Raw genomic sequence first — 17,415 nt, 5'->3', positions numbered from 1 at the left:
ACACGCTCAAGCACATCCATGTGGCGCTTGAGCTCCGCCATCCTTGGCTCCGCACATTTTTGGAAAGCCCACCCGACGAATCACTTCTGGCCTCTCGGTTAACTCCAAACGTAGGTCGGATTAGCGAAGCGTAATCCGACAAATGTTGTATGACCGAGGCTCAATGTCGGATTACGCTTCGCTAATCCGACCTACAATTCAGGACCAGGCCTCTATTACCCGAACCATGGGATCATGGCGGCTTTCGGGAATCGGAAGGCGACCGTAAAAGTCTGCAGGATTGTGGACGGCTACGGAAGGGAACCCGCACGCAGTAAAATGCTCAGCGGCCTGCTCGTCGTTCAGGAAATGAAAGCTGACATCACTCCGCGTAACCGCGCCCAGTAAACCGCCAAGGGACGTCAGCGTGCCCCGCAGCAGCGACTGATTGGGTATCAGGTAGCTTTCGGACAGGTAGACCGAGCCCGGGCGCTGCTGCATCAGCCGGGCAAGGCGTTTCCAGAAATCTGAAATGACCGGCAGTGAGAAGTAACTGGTCAGTCCCTCGGTGACGACAACCATGGGTTCATTGTTGTTGAAGGCCCTCGCGACAACCACTTCCAGCGACTGCTCTCCGGATTCTGCCAGAATATCGACGGGCATGACTTGGTGGTTGTCACCCAGGCGACCGCCTACCAGCAACCGTGCAGCCTTGCGGGTGGCCATGTCGGGGAGGTCGGCTTCCACCATGTGGAGCAGGGGGCGTTTGTCCCGCAATCGGATACCCCGGGGCGACATGCCACAGGCAATTTCCAGCACCTGAGTGACGCCCCGTTCGAGGGCCTGTTCGATCAGGTGGTCGATGATCAGGTGGCGTTGCAGAAGGAAGGTGCGGATATTGCCACCAATGAGGGCCTTGCTGCCGACTTCGAAGGGGGTCATCAGGTGATAGAGCCAGCGGCCCTGATCGGTAGCGAGTACGTCGTCCGAAAGCCCATGCCGGTGCCAGACGGCACCGGTGTAGAGGGCGGTAAAGCTGATGCCGGAGCTGTCAGCTTTTTTGTTCAGGCTCTTGTCAGAGGGTGTCGTGTTCATGGATCTTTTTACCCCACGCCTCGCCGCTGCCGGGTAGGATCAGGTTGAGGGCGATGGCTACCACTGCGCACAGGGCGATGCCCTCGATATTGCCTATGGCCATGCCACCAATGCCGAACACCAGCGTGATGGCCACGATGACCAGGTTGCGCGCCTGTGACAGATCCACCTGGTGGCGGATCAGGGTGTTCAGGCCTACCACCGCAATCGAGCCGAACAACAGGCACAGGATGCCACCCATGACCGGCGCCGGTATGGTCTGCAAGGCGGCGCCGAACTTACCCACGAAGGCCAGGACGATGGCGATGCAGGCGGCCCAGATCATTACCTTCGGGTTGAAGTTTTTGGTCAGCACCACGGCGCCGGTGACTTCGGAATAGGTGGTGTTGGGCGGGCCACCGAGGGCTGCAGCGGCGCTGGTGGCCAGGCCGTCCCCCAGCAGGGTGCGGTGCAGGCCGGGTTTTTCAAGGTAGTTTTTGCGGGTAACCGTGCCGATGGCCAGGATGTCGCCGATGTGTTCAATCGCCGGCGCAATGGCCACGGGGATCATGAACAGAATGGCGGCCCAGCTGAATTCCGGCGCCACGAAATTGGGAGTGGCGAACCAGGGTGCATTGGTAATCGGTGACAGGTCCACAATGCCGGCAATCGCCGACAGGACGTAACCGACGATTATGCCGAACATGATCGGGATCAGCCGGAAAATGCCGCTGGACCAGACAGCCATAATGACGGTAACGGTCAGGGAAATCATCGCGATCCAGATCGCGGTGTCGTAGGGAACCAGCTGCTCAGCACCGTCGCCAGTTCGGCCGGAGGCCATGTGAACGGCAACCGGGGCAAGGCCAAGGCCAATCACCATGATCACCGGGCCGATGACAACAGGTGGCAGAAGGCGAGTGATGAAGCCGTTACCCCGCAGGCGAATAGCGCCACTGAGGATAATGTAGAGAATACCGGCCGCCATCAGGCCACCCAGGGTTTCCTCTAGGCCAAACCGGCTCTTGGCGGCAATGATTGGTGCGATAAAGGCGAAGGAAGAGGCCAGGAAGATGGGGATCTGGCCGCCGGTGACGATGTGGAATATCAGGGTGCCAATGCCGGCAGTGAACAGCGCAACGTTGGGGTCCAGGCCGGTGATCAGTGGCATCAATACCAGTGCCCCGAAGGCCACCAGTAACATCTGCGAGCCGGCAATGGCCTGTTTCCAGACCGGGTCGTTCAGGTGGTCCTGCATGATCAGACGTCCTTCTGCTTGGTGCCGAAAATCTTGTCGCCGGCATCGCCAAGGCCGGGGAGGATATAGCCTTTCTCGTTCAGCCGCTCGTCAATGGATGCGGTGTAGATGGATACATCCGGGTGCTTTTCCAGCACCTTTTCTATGCCTTCCGGCGCGGCGACCAGCACCAGCGCACGTATTTCCGTGCTGCCCGCTTTTTTCAGCAGATCAATGGTGGAAATCATGGAGCCACCCGTGGCCAGCATCGGATCCACAATCATCGCCATACGCTGGTCAAGTTCGCCCACCAGCTTCTCAAGATAGGTGCTGGCTTCCAGGGTTTCTTCATTTCTTACCTGGCCGACAACGCTCACGCGGGCGCCAGGGATCAGGGTCAGTACGCCGTCCAGCATACCCATGCCGGCGCGTAGAATTGGAACAACGGTGATCTTCTTGCCCTGGATCTGTTCGATTTCCACCGGGCCAGCCCAGCCCTCAATGGTTTTCTTCTGCAGCGAGAAATCCTTGGTGGCCTCGTAGGTCAGCAGGGCGCCCACTTCCTGGGCCAGCTCGCGGAAATTCTTGGTGCTGATGTCGGCGCGGCGCATCAGGCCTAATTTGTGGCGGATCAGCGGGTGTTTCACCTCGTGAATGGGCATGGGCTCACCTTTTTTGCGTTCTGGTCTGTGGCTGAATGCTGAATGTCGGCGCGGCGCAAAGGCCGGCAAATGGCGCAAGGATACCGTATATCGACAGGTCCGTCAGGCATGGTGGAGATAAAAACCCTGAGGGCTGGTACGGATCTTGCGAATACCCCTTCCATCGATGCGTCGGCGTCAAAAAACCACCCGCGAATGACCGCGGTTAACCGCTTATCGGAGAGTTTCCCGGCATGGACCGAGCGTTAGTCCTCAATAATGTCAAATCCCTGACGCGGGGTAATCTGGGCGTACCCATCATGTTGATGGGATTGCTGGGCATGATGATACTGCCCATGCCGGCATTCATGCTGGATGTGTTCTTTACCTTCAACATCACCCTCTCCATCGTGATCCTGCTGGTGTGCGTGTACGCCCTGCGCCCTATGGAATTTGCGTCCTTTCCGACGGTATTGCTGGTGGCAACGCTGCTCAGGTTGGCGCTCAACGTTGCGTCCACCCGGATCGTACTGCTCAATGGCCATGAAGGCGGGGACGCAGCCGGTAAAGTCATCGAATCCTTCGGTGCGGTGCTGATCGGTGGTAACTACGCGGTTGGCCTGGTGGTGTTTGCCATTCTCATGATCATCAACTTCCTGGTGGTGACCAAAGGTGCTGGCCGGGTCTCCGAGGTCAGTGCGCGGTTTACCCTGGATGCCATGCCCGGCAAGCAGATGGCTATCGATGCGGATCTCAATGCCGGCCTGATCAATCAGGACGAGGCCAAGCACCGTCGATCCGAGATCGCCCAGGAAGCGGATTTCTACGGCTCCATGGACGGTGCCAGCAAGTTCGTCAAGGGCGACGCCGTCGCCGGCCTGCTGATTCTTGCCATCAACCTGATCGGCGGCATCGCCATCGGTATGGTTCAACACGGCCTGGATTTTGGTACCGCCACCCAGAACTACGCTCTGCTGACCATTGGTGACGGCCTGGTAGCGCAGATTCCGTCGCTGTTGCTGTCAACGTCTGCCGCCATCATGGTTACCCGCGTAACCTCCAGCCAGGACATGGGCGGTCAGATACTTCAGCAGATGTTCAATGCGCCCAAGGCCCTGGGTATTGCGGCGGTGATTCTGGTCATCCTCGGCCTGATCCCGGGCATGCCTCACGTCGCCTTTCTTGGCCTCGGCGCCATTTCCGGTGGCATTGCATGGTACATCTGGCAGCAGGAACGCCAGACCATTGAGGAAGAGGGGGTGTTTCCGGTCAGAGGCGGCGGGGCAAGACCGGCTGGCCGGGATATTCCGTCCGGTGGTGATGGTGGTGACCAGGGTGCCCAGCTTCCGGCGCCGGGTGAGACCCGTGAGCTGGGCTGGGATGATGTGGCCACGGTGGACATCGTCGGCCTTGAGGTCGGCTACCGGCTGATTCCCCTGGTGGACAAATCCCAGGGTGGTCAGCTGCTGAGCCGAATCAAGGGTGTGCGCAAGAAGCTCTCCCAGGACATGGGGTTCCTGATGCCTTCGGTTCATATCCGCGACAACTTAGACCTGATGCCCAATGTGTATCGCATTACTCTGATGGGCGTGACCATCGCCGAGGCCGAAATCCATCCGGACCGGGAGCTGGCCATCGATCCCGGCCAGGTGTTTGGCAAGATTGAAGGTATTGAGGGCAAGGACCCCGCCTTTGGTCTGGATGCCAGCTGGATAGAGCCGGACAAGAAAGACCAGGCGCAGACCCTGGGCTACACCGTGGTGGATGCCAGTACCGTGGTGGCCACACACCTCAACCAGATCCTCCAGAAGCACGCCCATGAACTGCTGGGCCACGAGGAGGTCCAGAAATGGCTGGATCAGCTTGAAAAGGTGTCTCCGAAGCTGGCGGAAGAGCTGGTTCCCACTACCGTTTCCATCAGTCTGCTGTTGAAAGTGCTGCAGAGTCTGTTGAAAGAAGAGGTGCCAATCCGCGATATGCGCTCGATTGCCGAGGCCATCGTGAACGTGCATCCAAAGAGCCAGGACCCGAAACTGTTGACCACGGTTGCCCGCCAGTCACTGCGCCGGATGATTGTTCAGAGCATCTGTGGCAACGACTCCGAGATTCCGGTAATCACTCTGGATCCAGACCTGGAACAGTTATTGCTGAAGTCCATGCAACAGAGTCAACAATCCGGCGGTCAGGAAGACATCGGGCTGGTGCTGGAACCGAATATGGTCGAGAAGCTCCAGCGTTCACTCCAGGACAGCGTCCAGCGCCAGGAGATGCTGGGCAAGCCGGCGATACTGCTGGTGTCCGGGCCGCTACGGCCGGTACTGGCAAAGTTTGCAAGTTTCGGGGTTGAGCGATTGCACGTGTTGTCGTACCAGGAAATACCGGATAACAAACAGATCACCATTGTGGCATCCGTTGGCCAGTAAAGGCCGCGGACGGCAAGGCGGAAGGCGCCACGTAGCGCTGACCGGGGAGGAAGAGTCATCATGAAAGTAAAACGGTTTTTTGCCCAGAGCATGGCAGAGGCGCTGCGCCAGGTGCGGGACCAGATGGGCCCCGATGCAGTGATTCTGTCCAATCGTCGTGTGGATGGTGGCGTCGAAATTGTGACAGCGCTGGATTATGACGAAAATATGGCGCGCCAACGGTTGGGAGATGCAGCACGGGAAGCCACCAATGGATCCCGGCTGGCAGAGCTCCAGGCGGAACAGCACCGCCGCCTGGAGGATGAACTTGGCCGTTCCCGTGAGCGAATCCGGGAAGTCCGGGAAAAGCGCTCCGGGTCGGGCGGCCGCAATAATGGTTCGGATCAGGGTTATGCCAGTCTGGCGGCCGATGCTTTTGGCGGCAGCGAATTAACGGTGGAAGAGCCTGTTAACGCGAACCCGGGCTATTCCGGTGAACTGGCCCAGATGCGCGCTGAAATCAGCTCTCTCAGGGACCTGGTTGGTGCCCGCCGGGCGACGGCCGAGCCTGAAAAAACGGCAGTGAATGCGGTGCAGCAACGGTTGGCCGAACGGCTGCAGGAATTCGGTCTGGGCCAGGAGCTTGCCGGCTCATTGTCTCGTCGTCATCGTGCCGGGCGTCTTGAAGATGGCTGGAAACAGTCGCTGAAAATGCTGGCAGCCGGCGTAAAAACCTCCCGAGCCGAGTGGCCCGAGGAGGGTGGCGTCTATGCCCTGGTGGGCCCCACAGGCTCTGGCAAGACCACCACCATCGGCAAGCTTGCGGCCCATTATGTACTGCGCCACGGCGCCGATTCCCTCGCATTGGTGACTACGGATCGCTACAGGGTGGCTGCCCACGAGCAACTGTTCGTGTTCGGGCGTATTCTGAATGTCCCGGTGCGGGTAGTGGATGAGACCCATTCACTGGATGATATTCTCGACGAATTGTCGGACCGCCACCTTGTGCTGATTGACACTGCAGGCCTGACCAGTACCGATAAAGGGTACGATGAGCAACTCACGGAACTGGCCCGCAGTCATCACAATATTCGCACCCATCTGGTGGTTTCTGCGACCAGTCAGCCACGCATCATGAAATCCGTCTGGCATTGCTATAAGATGGCAAATCTCACAGGGTGTGTGGTGACAAAAATTGATGAAGCACTGACCCTGGGAGAATCGCTGGGATTTGTTATGGAAACGGGATTGCCGGTTGCCTATTACACTAACGGCCAGAAGATCCCTGAAGACCTGCACCACGCCGAACCCATTCCGTTGGTGCGGCTGGCCGTGGAAAGGCTGAAAAAACTCCAGCAGCAAGAGGCGGTCGCTGTTTAATAACAACACAGCCTGTGGTTCAACGTGGCAAGAGATCAGAATCAGTATGAGCAAACCACATCCGGTACAGGTGATTGCGATTTCCGGCGGGAAGGGGGGCGTTGGCAAGAGTAACGTTGCGGTGAACCTCGGCATCGCCCTTTCGCAGAAAGGGCGGCGTGTCGTGCTGCTTGATGCCGATCTTGGTCTTGGCAATATTGACGTTTTGCTGGGGATTACCGCCAACCGGAACATCCAGGATGTTATTGCCGGTGACTGCGACCTGCGCGATGTGCTGGTCAGCGGTCCTGGCGGAATCAGGATTGTGCCAGCCTCCTCCGGTACCCAGCGCATGACCCAGCTGTCCTCGCTCGAGCACGCCGGGCTGATCAATGCCTTCAGCGAACTGGGCGACCAGATTGACGTTCTGATCGTGGATACCGCGGCCGGTATTTCCGACTCTGTGGTCAGCTTCCTGCGAGCCTCCCAGGAGTTGTTGCTGGTCGTATGCGATGAACCCACCTCCATCACCGACGCTTACGCCCTGATCAAACTGATGAACCGTGATTACGGCACTAACCGCTTCCGCATTCTGGCAAATCAGGTGCGTAACGAGCAGGAAGGCCGCCATCTGTTTGAAAAACTGACCAGAGTGACCGAGCGGTTTCTGGATGTAGCACTGCAATATGTGGGTATAGTGCCCTACGACGAGGCCGTGAAAAAGGCGGTTCAACGCCAGCGCGCCGTGCTGGATGCCTATCCCCGTGCCAAGGCATCGCTTGCCATCAAGAGCCTGGCGGATAAAGTCGACAACTGGCCGTTACCACAATCGCCCCGGGGGCATCTGGAATTTTTTGTGGAGCGGCTCGTCGAAGTCTGATTTTGATCCTTCACTGAAAAGCCGGATACATGACATTGGCGAAAGAACTTGGAATCTACCACCGGACCGGCACGCAGGGGCCCTCACAGCTTGTTGAGGAGCAGGCGCCGCTGGTCAAGAAAATCGCACTTCATCTGATGGCCCGGCTGCCGGCCTCGGTCCAGCTTGAGGACCTTATGCAGGCTGGTATGATCGGTTTGCTGGAAGCGGCCCAACGTTACAGCTCCACCAGGGGGGCTACCTTTGAAACCTATGCAGGCATCCGGATCCGCGGTGCCATGGTGGATGAGATCCGCAAGGGGGACTGGGTTCCCCGCTCCGTACACAGAAACTCCCGCCGTATTGCCAAAGCCATCAAGGCCGTCGAGGACCGCCTGGGCCGTGAAGCCCTGGACTGGGAAGTCGCCGAGGAACTCGGCCAGAGCCTTGATGAATACCACTCCTCACTGAGCGATGCCAACAGTGGCCGACTTTTTAGCCTCGATGAGCTCAATGAATCCGGCGACCTGCCGATAAACGAAGCAGAGACCAGTGACAACCCACTGGAAGGCCTGACATCGGACAACTTCCGGAAGAACCTGGCCACGGCCATTGGCGATCTGCCAGAGCGCGAGAAACTGGTGCTTGGTCTGTACTACCAGGAAGAACTGAACCTCAAGGAAATTGGCGCAGTTCTGGGTGTCAGCGAAAGCCGGGTGAGCCAGATCCACAGCCAGGCGGCGCTCAGATTGCGGGGTCGGCTCTCTGACTGGAAGAAGTGACCTCTGTCGCGTAGCAGTCGTTGTGCAGCGTTGCAAAGCATTCTTTACTGTAGCCTTTTGGTAACCGGTGCTTTACAACCGGCCCAAAGGCAACACAATAAGCGGTAAATCTGCCGGCTTGCTGGACTGAGAGCCGGAAGCCAAAAACGAATTCCGGGCGTTTTATACTGGAGGTCCCATTGGACAAAAACATGAAAATCCTGATCGTGGATGATTTCTCCACCATGCGACGGATCATCAAGAACCTGCTTCGCGATCTTGGCTTTACCAACACCGATGAAGCGGATGATGGCAATACCGCGCTGCCAATGCTCCGCAGCGGAAAATACGATTTTCTGGTTACCGACTGGAACATGCCGGGCATGTCCGGGCTGGACCTGCTCAAGGAAGTCCGTGCCGATGAGAACCTCAAGACCCTGCCGGTGCTCATGGTAACGGCCGAAGCCAAGCGGGATCAGATTGTGGCGGCGGCGCAGGCCGGGGTGAATGGCTACGTGGTCAAGCCGTTCACTGCAGCGGTCCTCAAGGAGAAGATTGAGAAGATCTTCGAGCGAATCCAGTAATCAGAGGTCGGACGGGCTCCCATGAGCGAAAATGACAAGAACCATCAGGGCCTCGACCCGGAGATTACGGAAAAGCTCCGTAGCCAGGCCGCTGAACTGGCTGAACAGGTCAATGCCGGAGAGTATGCCCGGGCCATGACACTGATCAATGAGCTCAGCGAGGTAAGGGATCAGAGTCTGTACCGCGAGGTTGGCCGGCTGACCCGCAGCCTCCATGAGGCAATTCGCAACTTTCATGTTGATCCGCGTAATGATGAACAGTCCGAAGCGCTGTCAAAAATGACCGACGCGTCGGACCGCTTGGAATACGTGGTCCAGATGACGGGAAAGGCGGCTAACCGCACCATGGACCTGGTGGAAGAAGCCATGCCCCGGGCCAGCGCCATTCGTGATGAAGCGGCAGAGCTGAGGGACGAGTGGCAGAGGCTGCGCCGCCGTGAGATGGCGCCGGCGGAATTCCGCGAACTCTATGCCCGGATAGATACCTTTTTTGTCAGCCTCAATACCGATGCCGGCGCGATGTACCAGAACCTGTCGGAAATACTGCTGGCCCAGGATTTTCAGGACCTGACCGGCCAGGTCATCCAGAAGGTCACCACACTGGTCAAAGAGGTGGAGGAACATCTGCTGAGCCTGGTGGTGATGGCCAGCCATGTGGACCAGATGACCGGCACCGTGCACGAACTGGAAGAGAAGGAAAAAGTATCGGCGGAGCAGGGTGTGGGGCCGCAGATAAAAGCCGAAGAACGCGAAGATGTTGTATCGGGCCAGGACGATGTTGATGATCTTCTGTCCAGTCTTGGTTTCTGAGTAAAAGAGGGTAACCCATGGCGTTTGATGCCGATGAAGAGATCCTGCAGGACTTCCTTGTTGAAGCAGGCGAGATACTCGAAAAGCTGTCAGAGCAGCTTGTCGACCTTGAGCAACATCCGGATGACAGCGATCTGCTCAACGCCATTTTCCGTGGTTTTCATACGGTAAAAGGCGGTGCCGGCTTCCTTCAGTTGGATGCCCTGGTCCGCTGCTGCCATTCCGCGGAGAACGTGTTTGATATCCTGCGAAATCACAAGCGCAAGGTGGACTCTGAGCTGATGGACGTGGTGCTGGAAGTGCTGGACCATGTCAACGCCATGTTCGAACAGGTTCGTCACCATGAAGAACTGACGCCCGCTCCCGACGAACTGATTGCCGCCCTGGATGCGCTGGCGAAACCTGCGGGAGCAGCCCCGGCAGCAAACGCAGCGGCAGAGCCGGCAGAACCAGCGACGGAAGCAGGCTCAAGCGACGATAACGGTGACATCACCGACGACGAATTCGAACAGCTGCTGGATGCCCTTGAAGACGAGAAAAACAGCGCTCCGGCCAAGTCCGGGGGAGGCAGCCAGTCTGCCGGCGGCGATGACGAAATCTCCGATGATGAATTTGAAGCACTGCTGGATCAGCTCCATGGCAAGGGTCAGTTCGCCGGCCCGCCAGAAACGGGTAAAGCTGATGATCAAGAGCCGGAGAAGCCTGAAGATGCCGGCAATAATGACGGTGAGGATCTGATTTCCGACGACGAGTTCGAGAAGCTGCTGGACGATCTGCACGGTAAGGGGGGTAGCCCCACGGCAGAAACGTCGGGCGCCTCTGAAGCCCCTGCCGACAGAAAACCGGCAGCCAGACCAGCCAGCACAAAGCCTGACAAATCGTCCGATAATTCCGACAGGCCGCAGGCGGAAGGCAAGGCTGGTGCCACGTCAGCTGCGCCCGCGATGCCATCCCGGGAAGCAAATGCTCCGGTCGCCGAGACCTCGGTACGGGTTGATACCAAGCGCCTTGATGACATCATGAACATGGTGGGTGAGCTGGTGCTGGTGCGTAACCGCCTGCAGCGCCTGGGTGCGCAGAGCGAAGACGAGCACATGCACAAGGCTGTCTCCAATCTGGATGTGGTCACCACGGACCTCCAGTCTGCCGTGATGGCAACGCGGATGCAGCCCATCAAGAAAGTGTTTGGTCGCTTCCCGCGGGTGGTTCGTGATCTTGCGCGGAGTCTCAAGAAGGAAATCAATCTTGAGATGCACGGCGAAGATACCGACCTGGACAAGAATCTCGTAGAGGCACTGTCCGATCCTCTGGTCCACCTGGTGCGCAACTCGGTTGACCATGGCATTGAAGCACCCGATGTCCGTGAAAAAGCCGGGAAACCTCGTCAGGGTAAAGTAACTCTCTCCGCTGAGCAGGAGGGTGACCATATCCTGTTGTTCATCGAAGACGATGGCGCCGGTATGGACCCGGACGTGTTGCGGCGCAAAGCCGTTGAAAAGGGCATCTATGAAAAGGATGCCGCAGACCGGCTGACAAACGCAGAGTGCTACAACCTGATTTTTGCCGCCGGTTTTTCCACCAAGGACCAGATCTCCGATGTCTCCGGGCGCGGCGTTGGCATGGACGTGGTCAAGACCAAGATCGGGCAGCTCAACGGTCAGCTGAGTGTCGAATCCGAGCTGGGCAAAGGCTCGCGCATCGTCATCAAGGTACCGCTGACGCTGGCCATCATGCCCACCCTGATGATCATGCTCGGGGACCAGTCCTTCGCCTTGCCCCTGGTGAACGTGGTGGAGATTTTCCACCTGGATCTGAGCAAAAAGAACATCGTTGACGGGCGTGAATGTATTGTGGTCCGCGACAAGGTCTTCCCGCTGTTCCACATCAAACGGTGGCTGGTGAAAGGCGCGGCGGGAGAGCCGGAGCCGGAGAACGCCCACGTGGTGATTGTCGCCATGGGCACACGCCGCGTTGGCTTTGTGGTGGACCAGCTTGTTGGCCAGGAAGAGGTGGTAATCAAGCCTCTTGGCCGGGCCCTGCAGGGAACACCGGGTATGGCGGGTGCAACCATCACCGGTGACGGTCGTATTGCACTCATAATTGACGTTCCAAGCCTGCTGCAGAACTACGGCTGACCGTTTTTAAGCCGCGGTGTTGCAGCAGGCCCGGATTTAGGAGAAATGGATGACGGTTTCTGTCCTGGTCGTTGATGATTCAGGGTTCTTCCGCAAACGACTGACGGAAATCCTGACCGCGTCCGGTCAGATCAAGGTGGTAGGCGCCGCTACAAACGGCCGCGAGGGCGTAGAGCTTGCAGCAAAGCTGCGCCCCGACGTTATCACCATGGACTACGAAATGCCGGTGATGGACGGAATCTCTGCGGTGCGGGAAATCATGAAGCAACACCCCACGCCGGTGTTGATGTTTTCGTCGCTGACCTACGAGGGCGCGCGGGTTACCCTGGATGCGCTGGAAGCCGGCGCTGTGGATTTTCTGCCCAAGAATTTCGAGGAAATTGCCAGAGACTCCAGCCAGCTGCAGAAGATACTGATCGATCGCATAATGGATGTGGCAGGCAGTCGGCCGGGGGCAAAATCCGCTCCGTCGCCTGCTGCCGCCCCGGTGACGCGTCCCGCTGCAAAAGAACGCGCAGCACCTGTCAGTTCCCGTCCTGAGCGTGGTCGTGAAGCCCCACGGTCGGCACCGGAGCCGCAAACGCCCGCCCGGCACTCCTCCAGCCGCCGCGGATCCGCCAAGCATTACAGTGTGGTGGCCATTGGCACCTCGACCGGTGGCCCGGTTGCGCTTCAGCGTGTGCTGACAGCACTGCCGGCAGGCTTTCCGGCACCGCTGGTACTGATTCAGCACATGCCCGCAAGTTTCACCCCCGCCTTCGCTGAACGGTTGAACAAGCTCTGCCAGATTGAGGTTCGCCAGGCTGTCGATGGCGACATGCTGAAACCGGGGCTGGCTCTGCTGGCGCCTGGTGGCAAGCAGATGATGATCGAAAACCGTGGTGGTCAGGGCCGGATACGTATCCTTCCCGGTGATGACCGTCTTAATTACAAGCCCTGTGTGGATGTCACCTTTGGTTCGCTGGCGCGTAGCTTCCCGGGCAAGACGCTGGGGGTGATTCTTACCGGCATGGGAGCGGATGGCAAGGAAGGCTGCCGGCTGATGAAGCAGAGCGGTTCCGATATCTGGTCGCAGGATGAGAAAACGTCGGTGATCTATGGCATGCCCATGGCGGTAGCCAAGGCCGGCCTGACGGACGAGGTCCTCGCCCTCGAGGACGTCGGCCCCCGCCTGGTTGAAGGGGTGAGCTGATGGATATTCTCAGCCTGCTGGGGGTTATTCTTGCGTTCGTGGCCATCCTTGGCGGGAACCTGCTGGAAGGCGGCGCAATCAGTTCCCTGTTCAACGGCCCGGCGGCGTTGATTGTTATCGGCGGAACACTCGCAGCGACCATCCTCCAGACCTCCTGGCCGCTGCTGAAGCGGGCCTGTTCCCAGGCGCGGTGGGTGTTCTTTCCGCCCTATGTCAGCCTGGAAGATGGCATTGGCAAGGTCATTGACTGGAGCGTGAAAGCCCGCAAACAAGGGCTTTTGGGGCTGGAAGGACTGGCGGAGAAAGAATCCGAGCGTTTTGCCCGCAAGGGGCTGCAACTGCTGGTGGATGGTGCCGAGACCGAAACCATCCGCAGCATCATGGAAGTGGATCTGGAATCCCGGGAACAACGGGACCTGGAGTCTGCGCGGGTATTTGAGGCCATGGGGGGCTATTCCCCGACCATCGGCATCATTGGCGCGGTGATGGGGCTGATCCAGGTGATGACCAACCTGGAGGACCCCCAGTCACTCGGTAGCGGTATTGCGACGGCTTTCGTCGCCACCATCTACGGTGTGGCACTGGCTAACCTGTTTTTCTTCCCGGTTGCCAATAAACTGCGGGGCATCCTGCGGGAACGCACCCGTTATGAAGACATGATGATCGACGGCATCATAGCCATTGCCGAAGGTGAGAACCCCAAGTCTATCGAACTGCGGCTACGGGGCTTCCTGTGAGACGTCGCAGGCGACAGGACGATGACCTTCACAATAAGGAACGTTGGCTGATTTCCTACGCCGACTTCATTACCCTGCTGTTCGCATTCTTCGTGGTGATGTATTCCGTGTCCTCGGTGAACGAGGGCAAGTACAAGGTATTGTCGGAAACCCTGACCGGTGTCTTCAACGCGCCCCAGCGTTCCTTTCAGCCCATTGAAGTGGGTGACCAGCCACGCCGTTCAACACCTCAGGCGGCCGAAGATGTGATTGATCCCCCGGTCACTGAAGCCCCGCAGAATCCCTCGATGAGCGAGCAGGGGCGTACCGAAGCACTTCGTGCCATGGCCGACCAGCTTGCCCTGGAATTTGATGAGCTGATAAACCAGGGCGTGGTGACGCTCGAAACCAGTGATGATTGGCTGGAACTGAGCTTACGTAACAGCCTGCTGTTTGGCAGCGGTGATGCAGAACCCCATTACGACGCTTTTGAGGTGGTGGAAAAAATCGCCGGCGTGCTGCGAAACCGCGACAACGCCATCCGGGTGGAAGGCTTTACCGACAATCTCCCGATACGAACCAATGCCTTCCCTTCAAACTGGGAGCTTTCGGCTGCCAGGGCAGCTGCCATCGTGCGCATGCTGTCGATGGAGGGGGTGGAATCCGAACGGCTGGCGGCCGTGGGCTACGGTGAATATCAGCCCGTGGCCCGCAACGACACCGAAGAGGGAAGGCGGCGCAATCGCCGCGTGGTATTGCTGGTTTCCCGGGACGCCAGTATCCGCGGTGCCATGCGATAAGCACTTTGCACCCAGCCACTTGCCGGTTGTTGACGGAAGGTCCCTATAGGCAAGTTGGCATAATATCTGTATTAACTCCGCTACACCTTTAATGCCGGCAAACCCTTGCCGAATTGTTTTCAAGTTGAGCGGATGACGGCCGATAACTCCTTACGGTTTCCGGCGTTTCCGGGCCTGATATTTCTGGAGAGTGCAGCGTGCGAATCTGGGCAGTAGCCAATCAAAAGGGCGGTGTGGGTAAAACCACATCTGTTGTGGCGCTGGGTGGTCTGCTGGCGGAAAGCGGTAAACGCGTGCTGGTCGTGGACCTGGATCCCCACGGGTCGCTGACCAGTTGGTTCGGGTATGATCCGGACACCATGGCTCACAGCGTTTTCGACCTGTTCCAGCACCAGGGCAAGGTGCCTGATGGCTTGCCGGCCCAGTTGATTACAGACACCAGTTGTCCGGGGCTCTCCCTGCTGCCGGCCAGTACAGCACTTGCAACCCTTGAACGGCGGATGGTCGGTGTTGAGGGAATGGGATTGATCATATCCCGGGCCCTGGCCCAGCTGTGGGACGATTTTGATTATGTCCTGCTGGATAACACACCCTCGCTGGGCGTACTGATGGTCAATGCCCTTGCCTCTGCGCAGCACCTGATCATCCCGGTACAGACCGAGTTTCTCGCCATCAAGGGCCTGGAGCGCATGCTGCACACACTCACCATGATCATGCGCTCCCAGAAGAACCAGCTTTCCTACACCATTGTGCCAACCCTGTTTGACCGGCGTACCCAGGCGTCGGTAAAAAGCCTTAACCAGCTGCGGAAAACCTATGCCGATTCGCTCTGGCGGTTTGCCATTCCTGTGGATACCAAATTCCGGGATGCCAGCCAGGCGGGCATGACGCCATCATCACTGGACAAGGAGACCCACGGTGTCAGGGCCTATGTTCGGCTGTTAAACGATCTGCAGGAAATGACCGGTTCAGTGGCGGAGCGCCGGCATGCCTGACAAGAAATTGACGCAGGTGGCGGACCCGACGTCGGCCATTGCCAGCTACCTGGATGAATTGCTGCATACGGCAACGGATACCGCCTGGCAGGATGAACCGAGACCGGAGCCGCCGAAACCGGTTGTTCGTGAGCGTGCTCGTGTGGCGCCGCGGCCAGCACCCGTTGTGGCCAGGACGGCCCCGGAAGTGGAGATTGAAAAACCGGAGCCTGTGGCACCGGCGGTGGATAAGACTCCTGAGGTTGAAAGCCCTGAGCTGAAAACTGAAAAGGCCGCCGACATTCCGTCACCACCGGCAGCGGCCCCACCTGGCCGGCCAGAGTGGTCCGACAAGCCTTTCGAGTGCCTTATTTTTTCGGTCGCAGGCCTGCAGCTGGCGGTGCCCCTGATCCTGCTGGGGGCCATTCACCGCATCGAGGAGCCGGTGAAGCCGATTCCCGGAAGCCCGCGCTGGTATATGGGCATGCGACCGGACCGGGACCACAACCTCCGGGTGGTGGATACGGCAGAGTGGATTATGGCAGGCCGGGCGCCGGCCAATGCCAGGGACAACTACCGGTTTGTGATCCGGCTGGATAGCAGCGAGTGGGGGCTGGCCTGCGATGACGTGGCCCAGTCCTTTACCCTGAAACCGGACGAAGTGCGCTGGCGAACGGCCCGCAGCAAGCGGCCCTGGCTGGCCGGAACGGTCATTGACCACATGTGCGCATTGATTGATGTGAAAACCATGGCGGACTTGCTGGTCCGGGCCGAGCGTGAACAACACCTCGATCTGAGCTAAACAGTTTTAATGAACGTTGGTTACTGAATGAAACCGTGCGGTGCTGGCACGGTTTGTGCCCTTAATTATAGTATTGGGCACTGATGATGAATTTTTGACGATCAGGTTGCCCACAGGGGCGGCCCACAGGAGACACAAGGCTATGGCATCCCCGAGCGGACAGAAAAATCAGGCCCAGGACGATCAGGTACTGCAGTACGTTACCTTCAGGCTGGATGACGAAACCTATGGCATTGATGTCATGCAGATCCAGGAGGTGCTGCGGTACACCGAAATTGCGCCGGTTCCCGGTGCTCCGGATTATGTTCTGGGCATCATCAACCTGAGGGGCAACGTGGTCACCGTTATCGATACCCGCCGTCGCTTTGGTCTGGCGGATGCGGAAGTAACAGATGCAACACGCATTGTGGTAATGGAGTCGTCCAACCAGGTGATGGGCATCCTGGTGGATTCCGTGGCCGAGGTGGTGTACCTGAAAGCCAGTGAAATCGAAACGGCACCCAATGTGGGGAACGAGGAAAGCGCCAAGTTCATCCAGGGTGTGTGTAACAAGAACGGCGAGCTGATCATACTGGTCGAGTTCGACAAGATGTTATCAGAGAACGAATGGGCTGAAGTCTCGGCTCTGTAACGCCGGCGGTCGCAGGCGCGCAGGCACGATGGAAGCCCCTGGAACAATCAACCGAGGACGTCCATCATGTTTGCAGAATTTTCTTCCCTGGCTCCGTGGCTTTTGACCGCCGTCGCAATCGGCCTGTTGTTTGTTCAGGGCCTGTTGTCCCGCCGCGAAAACCACAAACTCCGGGAACAACTCAAAGAACGCTGCGAAACCCTGGGCCGGGAGCTTCACGCAACCGCCAGTGGCAGTATGGGCGTGGGGCAGCGGGTAGTCACCTGTGAGCGCCAGATTCATGAGCTGCGGGGCATGCTCGACGAAATGCGCCAGAATGACCCCCTCAGAATATCCTACGATGAAGCCTCAAGGCTGGTTGATCTCGGGGCCGATATCGACGATCTTATGAACACGTGCGGAATTTCCCGTCCCGAGGCCGAACTGGTGTCAGCACTCAGAAAACGTCAGGCGGCCTGA

17 protein-coding genes are annotated in these 17,415 nt (G+C 58.4%); 14 read left to right on the top strand and 3 right to left on the bottom strand.

The genetic code is table 11. The features are described 5' to 3' along the window. Positions 1–198 precede the first annotated feature (198 nt). The 3 genes from FDP08_RS05330 to upp are packed head-to-tail and all read right to left on the bottom strand — an operon-like array spanning position 199 to position 2,952. The gene (locus tag FDP08_RS05330) at positions 199–1,074 is read right to left on the bottom strand and encodes a class I SAM-dependent methyltransferase (RefSeq protein WP_137434969.1); all 876 of its coding nucleotides are present in this window, start codon (positions 1,072–1,074) and stop codon (positions 199–201) included. Next, positions 1,055–2,311, bottom strand: coding sequence for a uracil-xanthine permease family protein (locus FDP08_RS05325; protein ID WP_137434968.1), 1,257 nt, complete (start codon positions 2,309–2,311; stop codon positions 1,055–1,057). Before FDP08_RS05325 ends, FDP08_RS05330 begins: the two co-directional genes overlap by 20 nt. Positions 2,312–2,313: 2 nt before the next feature. Further along, entirely contained in the window at positions 2,314–2,952 is a 639-nt protein-coding gene (gene upp / locus FDP08_RS05320; RefSeq protein ID WP_137434967.1) for a uracil phosphoribosyltransferase, read from the bottom strand. Positions 2,953–3,185: 233 nt separating this feature from the next. Here upp and flhA point away from each other — a divergent pair, with 233 nt between their 5' ends. The 14 genes from flhA to FDP08_RS05250 all read left to right on the top strand — a co-directional run bounded on the left by flhA (position 3,186) and on the right by FDP08_RS05250 (position 17,415). Beyond that, a complete protein-coding gene (flhA, locus tag FDP08_RS05315; RefSeq protein WP_137434966.1) occupies positions 3,186–5,354 on the top strand; it encodes a flagellar biosynthesis protein FlhA in 2,169 nt (722 codons plus the stop codon). A gap of 60 nt (positions 5,355–5,414) precedes the next feature. Further along, the gene (gene flhF, locus FDP08_RS05310) at positions 5,415–6,713 is read left to right on the top strand and encodes a flagellar biosynthesis GTPase FlhF (protein WP_137434965.1); all 1,299 of its coding nucleotides are present in this window, start codon (positions 5,415–5,417) and stop codon (positions 6,711–6,713) included. Positions 6,714–6,759: 46 nt separating this feature from the next. After that, a complete protein-coding gene (locus FDP08_RS05305) occupies positions 6,760–7,572 on the top strand; it encodes a MinD/ParA family protein (RefSeq protein WP_137434964.1) in 813 nt (270 codons plus the stop codon). Between the two features lie 29 nt (positions 7,573–7,601). Next, entirely contained in the window at positions 7,602–8,333 is a 732-nt protein-coding gene (locus tag FDP08_RS05300) for an RNA polymerase sigma factor FliA (protein ID WP_137434963.1), read from the top strand. Positions 8,334–8,512: 179 nt separating this feature from the next. Beyond that, on the top strand, positions 8,513–8,896 hold the full coding sequence (gene cheY / locus FDP08_RS05295; protein ID WP_114613228.1) for a chemotaxis response regulator CheY: 384 nt from the start codon (positions 8,513–8,515) through the stop codon (positions 8,894–8,896). Positions 8,897–8,917: 21 nt separating this feature from the next. Continuing rightward, positions 8,918–9,706 carry a protein phosphatase CheZ gene (locus tag FDP08_RS05290; protein ID WP_137434962.1) on the top strand — a complete coding sequence of 263 codons (789 nt, stop codon included), beginning with the start codon at positions 8,918–8,920 and terminating at the stop codon, positions 9,704–9,706. A gap of 17 nt (positions 9,707–9,723) precedes the next feature. Further along, the gene (locus tag FDP08_RS05285) at positions 9,724–11,841 is read left to right on the top strand and encodes a chemotaxis protein CheA (RefSeq protein ID WP_137434961.1); all 2,118 of its coding nucleotides are present in this window, start codon (positions 9,724–9,726) and stop codon (positions 11,839–11,841) included. Between the two features lie 49 nt (positions 11,842–11,890). Then, positions 11,891–13,033 carry a protein-glutamate methylesterase/protein-glutamine glutaminase gene (locus FDP08_RS05280; RefSeq protein ID WP_137434960.1) on the top strand — a complete coding sequence of 381 codons (1,143 nt, stop codon included), beginning with the start codon at positions 11,891–11,893 and terminating at the stop codon, positions 13,031–13,033. Continuing rightward, positions 13,033–13,770, top strand: a complete 738-nt coding sequence (locus FDP08_RS05275) for a flagellar motor protein (RefSeq protein ID WP_137434959.1) — start codon at positions 13,033–13,035, stop codon at positions 13,768–13,770. The genes FDP08_RS05280 and FDP08_RS05275 overlap by 1 nt, the downstream gene beginning before the upstream one ends. Further along, entirely contained in the window at positions 13,767–14,549 is a 783-nt protein-coding gene (gene motD, locus FDP08_RS05270) for a flagellar motor protein MotD (protein WP_137434958.1), read from the top strand. The genes FDP08_RS05275 and motD overlap by 4 nt, the downstream gene beginning before the upstream one ends. Positions 14,550–14,746: 197 nt before the next feature. Further along, on the top strand, positions 14,747–15,544 hold the full coding sequence (locus FDP08_RS05265; RefSeq protein WP_137434957.1) for a ParA family protein: 798 nt from the start codon (positions 14,747–14,749) through the stop codon (positions 15,542–15,544). Next, a complete protein-coding gene (locus FDP08_RS05260; RefSeq protein WP_137434956.1) occupies positions 15,537–16,325 on the top strand; it encodes a chemotaxis protein CheW in 789 nt (262 codons plus the stop codon). Before FDP08_RS05265 ends, FDP08_RS05260 begins: the two co-directional genes overlap by 8 nt. A gap of 142 nt (positions 16,326–16,467) precedes the next feature. Beyond that, complete coding sequence (locus FDP08_RS05255) at positions 16,468–16,956, top strand: chemotaxis protein CheW (protein WP_137434955.1); 489 nt, start codon at positions 16,468–16,470, stop codon at positions 16,954–16,956. Between the two features lie 66 nt (positions 16,957–17,022). Then, entirely contained in the window at positions 17,023–17,415 is a 393-nt protein-coding gene (locus FDP08_RS05250) for a DUF2802 domain-containing protein (protein ID WP_137434954.1), read from the top strand.

This window comes from Marinobacter panjinensis (genome assembly GCF_005298175.1).
Classification (GTDB): Bacteria; Pseudomonadota; Gammaproteobacteria; order Pseudomonadales; family Oleiphilaceae; genus Marinobacter; species Marinobacter panjinensis.
This window is presented reverse-complemented; position numbering and strand designations above follow the sequence as displayed.

Excerpts from the sequence above, each read along its gene's own strand:
- flhA (WP_137434966.1), top strand. The coding sequence starts at position 3,186 with ATGGACCGAGCGTTAGTCCTCAATAATGTCAAATCCCTGACGCGGGGT.
- FDP08_RS05300 (WP_137434963.1), top strand. The coding sequence starts at position 7,602 with ATGACATTGGCGAAAGAACTTGGAATCTACCACCGGACCGGCACGCAG.
- FDP08_RS05305 (WP_137434964.1), top strand. The coding sequence starts at position 6,760 with ATGAGCAAACCACATCCGGTACAGGTGATTGCGATTTCCGGCGGGAAG.
- FDP08_RS05290 (WP_137434962.1), top strand. The coding sequence starts at position 8,918 with ATGAGCGAAAATGACAAGAACCATCAGGGCCTCGACCCGGAGATTACG.
- FDP08_RS05285 (WP_137434961.1), top strand. The coding sequence starts at position 9,724 with ATGGCGTTTGATGCCGATGAAGAGATCCTGCAGGACTTCCTTGTTGAA.
- upp (WP_137434967.1), bottom strand. The coding sequence starts at position 2,952 with ATGCCCATTCACGAGGTGAAACACCCGCTGATCCGCCACAAATTAGGC.
- FDP08_RS05280 (WP_137434960.1), top strand. The coding sequence starts at position 11,891 with ATGACGGTTTCTGTCCTGGTCGTTGATGATTCAGGGTTCTTCCGCAAA.
- flhF (WP_137434965.1), top strand. The coding sequence starts at position 5,415 with ATGAAAGTAAAACGGTTTTTTGCCCAGAGCATGGCAGAGGCGCTGCGC.
- FDP08_RS05250 (WP_137434954.1), top strand. The coding sequence starts at position 17,023 with ATGTTTGCAGAATTTTCTTCCCTGGCTCCGTGGCTTTTGACCGCCGTC.
- FDP08_RS05325 (WP_137434968.1), bottom strand. The coding sequence starts at position 2,311 with ATGCAGGACCACCTGAACGACCCGGTCTGGAAACAGGCCATTGCCGGC.
- FDP08_RS05275 (WP_137434959.1), top strand. The coding sequence starts at position 13,033 with ATGGATATTCTCAGCCTGCTGGGGGTTATTCTTGCGTTCGTGGCCATC.
- FDP08_RS05260 (WP_137434956.1), top strand. The coding sequence starts at position 15,537 with ATGCCTGACAAGAAATTGACGCAGGTGGCGGACCCGACGTCGGCCATT.
- FDP08_RS05330 (WP_137434969.1), bottom strand. The coding sequence starts at position 1,074 with ATGAACACGACACCCTCTGACAAGAGCCTGAACAAAAAAGCTGACAGC.
- FDP08_RS05255 (WP_137434955.1), top strand. The coding sequence starts at position 16,468 with ATGGCATCCCCGAGCGGACAGAAAAATCAGGCCCAGGACGATCAGGTA.